Source organism: uncultured Granulicatella sp. (genome assembly GCF_963528315.1).
In the GTDB taxonomy this organism is placed as follows: Bacteria; Bacillota; Bacilli; order Lactobacillales; family Aerococcaceae; genus Granulicatella.
This window is the reverse complement of the sequence record NZ_CAURVV010000062.1, coordinates 1-7050: the sequence shown is the minus strand read 5'-3', so window position 1 is coordinate 7050 and position 7050 is coordinate 1. Positions and strand designations below refer to the sequence as shown.

The following is a 7050-nucleotide window of genomic DNA, read 5'->3' as shown; positions in this document are numbered from 1 at the left end:
CAATTTCTTATAGGAGGAAAATTATGGATTGGTATGATTATATGATAAACGCATCCAAACAGTCACGTTTTAATGCGAGTCACTGGTTTCGATATTTACGCAAAGTTATTTTTGAAGACTATTCTTATTTAACAGACGAAGATGTCGAGAAATTATTAAACTCCGAAGAACTTACTCATTTTCAAAAAGTGAGTTTAAAATATGCTGTCCAAAAACATAGCCCTACTCATGAATATGTTATTTCATTAAATAAACCCGCTAAATTAACGAATGTTCAAAAATTAATGGAGAAATACAAACATGGATAAAATGAAACCTGTCTTTGAAGCCTTAAACCAAGAATTATCTCAAAAAAATCTTTCTTTAACGATTATTTGTGTTGGTGGTTATGTGTTAGAATATCATGGCTTGCGAGCTACTCAAGATGTAGATGCATTTTATGAAGAAACTCATCAAATCAACGAGATAATTGCTCGTGTTGGTCAAAAATTTAACCTAAATACTCAGGAAGAACTATGGCTCAACAATAATGTAGCAAATATGAATCAACAACCTCCATTAGATTTATGTGATACCTTGTACTCCTTTACTCACTTAACCGTACTAGTTGCACCAATTGAATATGTACTCGGAATGAAAATGATGAGCGCTCGAGAGCAAGACTTAAAAGATATTGGGATGATTATTAAATTTAAAAACTTCCGTTCCCCTTTCGATACCTTTGATACCTTGAAAAAAATGGGCTTTTCTATGATTGATTTTTCAATTCTATTAGAAGGATTTAGCTACGCATACGGCATTGACTGGTTAGAAGAATTTTTCAGAGAAAACCAAGAACAACTTCAAAACTATTATTAATCACCCTAAAGACAATTTCTCGTTTAGAAGTTGTCTTTTTTGCATGTAAAAAATCCTGTCGGTGATTTCTCACCAACAGGATTTGTCGATCAACCATTAAATTAATCTTCTAATGGACGAGAGAAGTTCGCAATTTCACGTTGAACACGTTCTAAGTATGCTTCAATTGTCATTGAAACAGTTTCTTTTGAACCATAGCGACGAACTGTTACTGTTCCTTCTTCTACTTCTTTATCCCCAATTACTAATTGATAAGGGATTTTTTGTGTTTGAGAAGCACGAATCTTGTAACCCATTTTTTCATTACGATCATCTAATTCAACACGTAATCCTAAACTCATCATTTTTTCTTTTAATGCACGAGCTGCATCATAATGATGTTCTACACTTACTGGAATAATAGTTGCTTGAACTGGAGCTAACCAAGTTGGGAATGCTCCTTTATATTCTTCGATTAAGTAAGCTACAAAACGTTCTGCAGTTGATACTACCCCACGGTGGATAACTACTGGACGGTGAGTGTTATCTCCATCTTCACCCACATAAGTTAAGTCGAAACGTTCTGGTAATAAGAAGTCTAATTGGATTGTAGACATTGTTTCTTCTAAGCCCATTGCTGTTTTGAATTGGATATCTAATTTTGGACCATAGAATGCAGCTTCACCAATCGCTTCAAAATATTCTAATCCCATTTCATCCATTGCTTCTTTTAACATTGCTTCTGCTTTGTTCCACATTTCATCATCATCAAAGTATTTGTGTTTATCTTCTGGATCACGATAGCTTAAACGGAAACGATAATCTTTTACATTGAAATCTTTATATACTTCACGAATTAAATCAAGGATACGTTTGAACTCGTCTTTAATTTGATCTGGACGAACAAATGTATGTCCATCATTTAATGTCATTTCACGTACACGTTGTAAACCAGATAATGCTCCTGATTTTTCATAACGGTGCATCATACCTAATTCGGCAATACGAATTGGTAATTCACGGTAGCTGTGAATATGGTTTTTATATACCATCATGTGGTGAGGACAGTTCATTGGACGTAATACTAATAATTCGCCATCTCCCATATCCATTGGAGGGAACATATCTTCTTGATAGTGTGCCCAGTGACCTGAAGTTTTGTATAAACCTACATCAGCCATTACTGGAGTGTACACATGTTGGTATCCAAGAGAAATTTCTTTATCTACAATGTAACGTTCAATTGTACGACGAATTGTAGCACCTTTTGGTAACCAGAATGGTAATCCTGAACCAACTTCTTGGCTAATCATAAATAAGTCTAATTCTTTTCCTAATTTACGATGATCACGTTCTTTTGCTTCTTCACGCATTTTCAAGAATTCTTTTAAGTCTGCTTTATCAAAGAATGCTGTTCCGTATACACGTTGCATCATCTTGTTATCAGAATTTCCTCTCCAGTATGCTCCTGCAAGAGATAATAATTTGAAGACTTGAATACGTCCTGTTGAAGGTACGTGAATTCCACGACATAAGTCTACGAAATCTTCTTGTTGATAAATAGAAATTGTTTCATCTTCTGGTAAACCATTAATTAATTCTACTTTATAAGGATCTTTTGCAAAAATTTCTAACGCTTCTGCACGGCTTACTTCACGGCGTACGATTGGATAGTTTTCTTTTACAATTTTCATCATTTCAGCTTCAACTTCTGGAAGAGCATCTTCTGTTAATTGATTTGGCATATCTGTATCGTAGTAAAATCCTGTTTCAATTGCAGGTCCTACGCCAAAGTGAATTCCTGGGTATAAACGAGTTAATGCATGTGCTAATAAGTGCGCAGTTGAGTGACGTAAAATCCCTAATGCATCTTCATGATCTGGTGTTACGATTTCAATACTAGCATCTTCTGTTAATGCACGATCTAAATCGACTAATTCTCCATTTACTTTACCTGCAAGTGCTTTTTTTGCTAAGCTCTTACTAATATTTTCAGCAACTTCTTTCACTGAAATTCCTTGTTCAAATTCTTTTACAGCTCCATCTGGAAATGTAACTTTAATCATTGACATTGTTCTCCTTCTTTCCTTTCAAAAATGCTTAAAAAAACAAAAAAACCATAGTTTGCATACTCATACAAACTATGGGACGTTATTTCTACGTGGTTCCACCCAAATTCATTCGTTTTAAACGAATCTCTTAAACGGACTAACGCTCCGCTACGCCTTGCCATACTATACTTCAAACAAGGATTCAAAAGTGGTAAAACTATCTCGGATGAAGTGTTCCACCAACCCACTTCTCTCTATTAGATAACCAGATAACAGTTTCTTGTCTTTTTCATCATTTTCAAAATATTTAATTCATTAGTTATTCTACCACTATTTTTATAAAAATCAAGAAAATTGTTTCTTTTTTTGAAAATTATGAATAGCGACGATTTTCTCCATCTAAGAAAATTTCTTTCGATAAGAAACGAACACGTTCAATCAAACGTTTCGCTTTTAACAATTCTACATCTCCACGATTAGAAACACTTAAATGTTCTTGTAATTCTTCAATCGTTAAATTAGATGAAAAGAATGTTGGTAATTCTTGCATCATACGATATTCCAATACAATCATTAAAATTTCATCTCTAAACCAAGCAGAATTTGATTCTGCTCCAATATCATCTAGCATTAAGATTGGCGATGTTTTTAAAACTTCAACCTTTTCTTCTAATCGATTTGCGCCAATTGCACTTTTCAATTCACTCGATAAGCTTGGAACATGCACTAAAGTTGTTTCAAATCCAAGTTGAGCTAATTCATTTGCAATAGCTGCTAAGAAATACGTTTTTCCAACTCCAAATGAACCCACTAAATAAATCGCACGATGAAATTCATTTGGCTTTGCGGATAATTCATTAATAAATTTCAGTGAAGCTTGAAAAGTTTCTTGACGCTCTTTTGTAATATCTAAAGAATTTAATGTCACCTGTAATAAATTTTTAGGCATATTAATGGCATGGATTCGATTCGTTAAATCATGCTGCTGTTGTTTTTGGATAAACTCTTGAGTTGGACGATACACAACTTCAACAAAACCTTGGTTAACCCTTAATAGTGGTTCCATCCCTTTAATATATGTTTCCACACCTTGGATACGAGCATCACGCTGTTGAATATATTCCAATAGGGCTGAATAGCTTTTTACTAAATTTTCTTGCGGAATTTCATCTTGATGTTCTTGTAAAAATTGTTGAACTTCTTTATCTTGTAAAACTTCTGCTACAATTTTTTGATATTGTTGTTGAAATGCTGTAGTAGCCGTTTTATTGCCAAATAAATCTTGCATTCCTTCCATCACTATTCTCCCTTCACTTGTTCAGAATTCCCACTTGTTTTCAATTGAGAAAGCTGTGCTTTTAATAATTGAAGATTTTCATCATCCAATGGACTTTCTTTTGTTTCATTTGGTTTCATCGCCCAGTCAGGAACAGAAGCCACTCTTCCTTTCGGAGCATTACCATAATATTTTTTACCTGAGTATGATTGTAGTTGTCGATTTTCAATTTTTTCTTTACGACTAGCTTTAAATTCTTTATCTCTTTGACGAACTGCTTCAATAGCTTGTTCAGCTGTTTGCATCCCTTTTTGACTCCAATCATTCGCAATCGTATCCATTAAATTTTTATTAATCGTTGGATTATTTTTAACGACTAATACGTAATGAATTAAAATATTAATGACTTCAGATGGAATCGTTCCTACTTGAACTAAATCTAAAATAATTCTTTGTTCTCCATTTGAAACATAGCCATTTCTTTGTTGCTTAATACTTGTCATAAAGTCAAATGGCGTCATTTCTTTTGCTAATGTAATTAATCGTTGAATCGCCTGAGGTAAATGAGTAGACGTTGAAGTTGTTTCTTGTTGTTCTTCTACAACCCCTTCTGAAACTACAGGCATACTTTCTTCTTTCGGAACAACTAAAGTTACAGTAGATTCCTCTTGTTTAGGAGCTGCTAAATGCTGATTAGCATTAATAATAATCGAATATAATTCCTTTTCATCGATTTCACCCGTAGATAAATCCGCAGCATAAATGACATATTGCGCAATTTCTCTTTCTGTTAACCCATAATATAATTGGAAGCTATTTAACATTTGCTTCACTTCATCTGTTAAAGCCTGTTCATGAACAAATTGACTCTTTAACAAGTCCGTTAATAATTCCCAATCAATATTAGAATTTAGTACTAATGATTCTTGTTGCTTCACATCTTTAATCATTTGTTTTTCTTGAGCGATATTTCGCTTGTACTGTGACATATTAAAAGGTAATTGGAATCCTTCTTGGAAAGTACTGGTAACATCTTGACCATAAGGAGCCTTTTCCTTTACACTAAAACGTTTTTGTAAGATTTCAAAACGTTGATGTCCTACTTGATTCACTAAAAGTGTCGACAATAAAGCATCTTTGAAAAATAAATTTGGACTCGCTGGTGCTTGTAATTCAAATGTATATTGAGCACTAATCGATTCTTCATCTTCATAGCGATAGGTTTTTAATAAGCCAACTGATTCTAAACGGATTCTTGCTTGATAAAAATCTGGAATTCCCATATTTACTAAAGCTAATAAATCTGCCAATCGAATGACATCACTTTGATAGGAATTCGGAGAAAGCTCACTAAATAAGACTAAATATAAAGTTGAGGCTTGAACCCCTAAAAATGGTACATATAATTGCGTCACAAATTGTAATTCACGTTGTGTCAGCCAAACTTGCTGAGTTACTTGAATACAATCACGTGGATTCAACTGACTCCACTTTATTGATTTCTCGTCCATTTGATCCTCCTATTATGATTTACTATCTTTACGATCCATTTCAAAAGACATTCTCTCTAATTCTTTTAAGAACATTTTTCTATCGGTAAATTGACGGTATACACTTGCAAAACGAATATAAGCAATATCATCAATTTTAGCAAGGTAGTCCATGACCATCTCTCCAATTAACATACTTGAGATTTCATTTTCTCCTTCTTGATTAATCGTATGTTCTACTTCATTCACAATTTGTTCTAATTGACTTAATGGAATCGGACGTTTTTCAGCAGAACGAACTAATCCATTTAATAATTTTTCACGATTAAACGCCTCGCGATTTCCATTTCTTTTAATGACTAAAATCGGCGCTTTTTCTAATCTTTCAAAAGTTGTGAATCGATAACCACATTCATCACATTCTCTTCTTCTTCTAATTGAACGACCATCGTCTGCTGGACGGCTATCAATCACTCGTGAACCATTAAATTTACATCTTGGACATTGCATGACGATGTCCCCTTTCTTCAAGTTTTTTCTTATTGTAGTATATCATTTTTCGTTTCTACTAGCCACTGTTCAACTTGTTGATATAACTGCTGAACCGTGCCTTGATTATCGAATAAAACTGTCGCTCGTTTCCGTTTTTCTTCAATGGATAATTGAGAATCGATTCGAGACAGTGCTTCTTGTTTTGTATATTGATTTCTCTTCATTAATCGCTCTAATTGTAGTTTTTTTGGAATATAAACAACGATAATTTCTTCGCATAATTCTTCATAATGTTTTTCAAATAATAGGGGTAAGTCTAAGACAATCATGGTTTCCCCTTTTTGACGATACTCTTCGATTTCCTCTAAAATCATGATTTTAATGAGAGGCTGTAATAGCTCATCTAGTTTTTGACGGTTTTCTGCATTTGAAAAAATTAATGCACCTAATTTTTGACGATTTAAGCTTCCGTCTTCTTCAAACACATCACTACCGAAAGCTTTTCTAATTTCTATAGCGCCTTGACTATTGGGTTCAACTACTTTACGAGCAACTTCATCTGCATCAATAACAGGAATTTTTAATTGTTTTAAATAAGAAGATACCGTAGATTTCCCAGAAGAAATCCCACCTGTTAATCCAACAATTTTCATAAAATTCCTCCTTATAGCTCTTTTGTTCTATGTTAGATGAAAACAAAGATTCATGCAATAAAAAACTATGTAAGAGAAACAAAAAAGAAAATCCCAGTAATTAAAACCTTTGCTACATTTTGGAAATTCCATTTCTAACTCGAATACGTACATATCTTATGATGGAAAACAAAAAAGGAATTTCCCCGTAGCAGCAGTGAGGCTGGGCAAAAAGTCTCAAAAATAGAAGAAAGCACTATAAAATTCTGAAA

At 33.6% G+C, this 7050-nt stretch carries 7 protein-coding genes and 1 other annotated feature; of the genes, 2 read left to right on the top strand and 5 right to left on the bottom strand.

The window, feature by feature from the left end; genetic code table 11:
* Positions 1 to 23: 23 nt before the first annotated feature.
* Both RYK07_RS08535 and RYK07_RS08530 read left to right on the top strand, forming a co-directional pair.
* Positions 24 to 308: a hypothetical protein gene (locus tag RYK07_RS08535; protein ID WP_314853447.1), complete on the top strand. Its 285-nt coding sequence runs from the start codon at positions 24 to 26 to the stop codon at positions 306 to 308.
* Complete coding sequence (locus RYK07_RS08530) at positions 301 to 858, top strand: DUF6036 family nucleotidyltransferase (protein WP_314853446.1); 558 nt, start codon at positions 301 to 303, stop codon at positions 856 to 858. The genes RYK07_RS08535 and RYK07_RS08530 overlap by 8 nt, the downstream gene beginning before the upstream one ends.
* 101 nt (positions 859 to 959) lie before the next feature.
* On the opposite strand, the gene thrS is transcribed toward RYK07_RS08530, so the two are convergent.
* The 5 genes from thrS to coaE all read right to left on the bottom strand — a co-directional run bounded on the left by thrS (position 960) and on the right by coaE (position 6799).
* Positions 960 to 2903, bottom strand: coding sequence for a threonine--tRNA ligase (gene thrS, locus RYK07_RS08525; protein WP_314853445.1), 1944 nt, complete (start codon positions 2901 to 2903; stop codon positions 960 to 962).
* A 75-nt stretch (positions 2904 to 2978) separates the two neighbouring features.
* Positions 2979 to 3190, bottom strand: a binding site (T-box leader).
* Between the two features lie 71 nt (positions 3191 to 3261).
* Entirely contained in the window at positions 3262 to 4185 is a 924-nt protein-coding gene (dnaI, locus tag RYK07_RS08520) for a primosomal protein DnaI (RefSeq protein WP_314853444.1), read from the bottom strand.
* A 2-nt stretch (positions 4186 to 4187) separates the two neighbouring features.
* Positions 4188 to 5675, bottom strand: a complete 1488-nt coding sequence (locus RYK07_RS08515; RefSeq protein WP_314853443.1) for a DnaD domain protein — start codon at positions 5673 to 5675, stop codon at positions 4188 to 4190.
* A 12-nt stretch (positions 5676 to 5687) separates the two neighbouring features.
* Positions 5688 to 6164: a transcriptional regulator NrdR gene (gene nrdR, locus RYK07_RS08510; protein WP_006702344.1), complete on the bottom strand. Its 477-nt coding sequence runs from the start codon at positions 6162 to 6164 to the stop codon at positions 5688 to 5690.
* Between the two features lie 29 nt (positions 6165 to 6193).
* Entirely contained in the window at positions 6194 to 6799 is a 606-nt protein-coding gene (gene coaE, locus RYK07_RS08505; protein WP_314853442.1) for a dephospho-CoA kinase, read from the bottom strand.
* Between the last annotated feature and the right edge of the window lie 251 nt (positions 6800 to 7050).

Excerpts from the sequence above, each read along its gene's own strand:
- RYK07_RS08535 (WP_314853447.1), top strand. The coding sequence starts at position 24 with ATGGATTGGTATGATTATATGATAAACGCATCCAAACAGTCACGTTTT.
- RYK07_RS08530 (WP_314853446.1), top strand. The coding sequence starts at position 301 with ATGGATAAAATGAAACCTGTCTTTGAAGCCTTAAACCAAGAATTATCT.
- thrS (WP_314853445.1), bottom strand. The coding sequence starts at position 2,903 with ATGATTAAAGTTACATTTCCAGATGGAGCTGTAAAAGAATTTGAACAA.
- dnaI (WP_314853444.1), bottom strand. The coding sequence starts at position 4,185 with ATGGAAGGAATGCAAGATTTATTTGGCAATAAAACGGCTACTACAGCA.
- RYK07_RS08515 (WP_314853443.1), bottom strand. The coding sequence starts at position 5,675 with ATGGACGAGAAATCAATAAAGTGGAGTCAGTTGAATCCACGTGATTGT.
- nrdR (WP_006702344.1), bottom strand. The coding sequence starts at position 6,164 with ATGCAATGTCCAAGATGTAAATTTAATGGTTCACGAGTGATTGATAGC.
- coaE (WP_314853442.1), bottom strand. The coding sequence starts at position 6,799 with ATGAAAATTGTTGGATTAACAGGTGGGATTTCTTCTGGGAAATCTACG.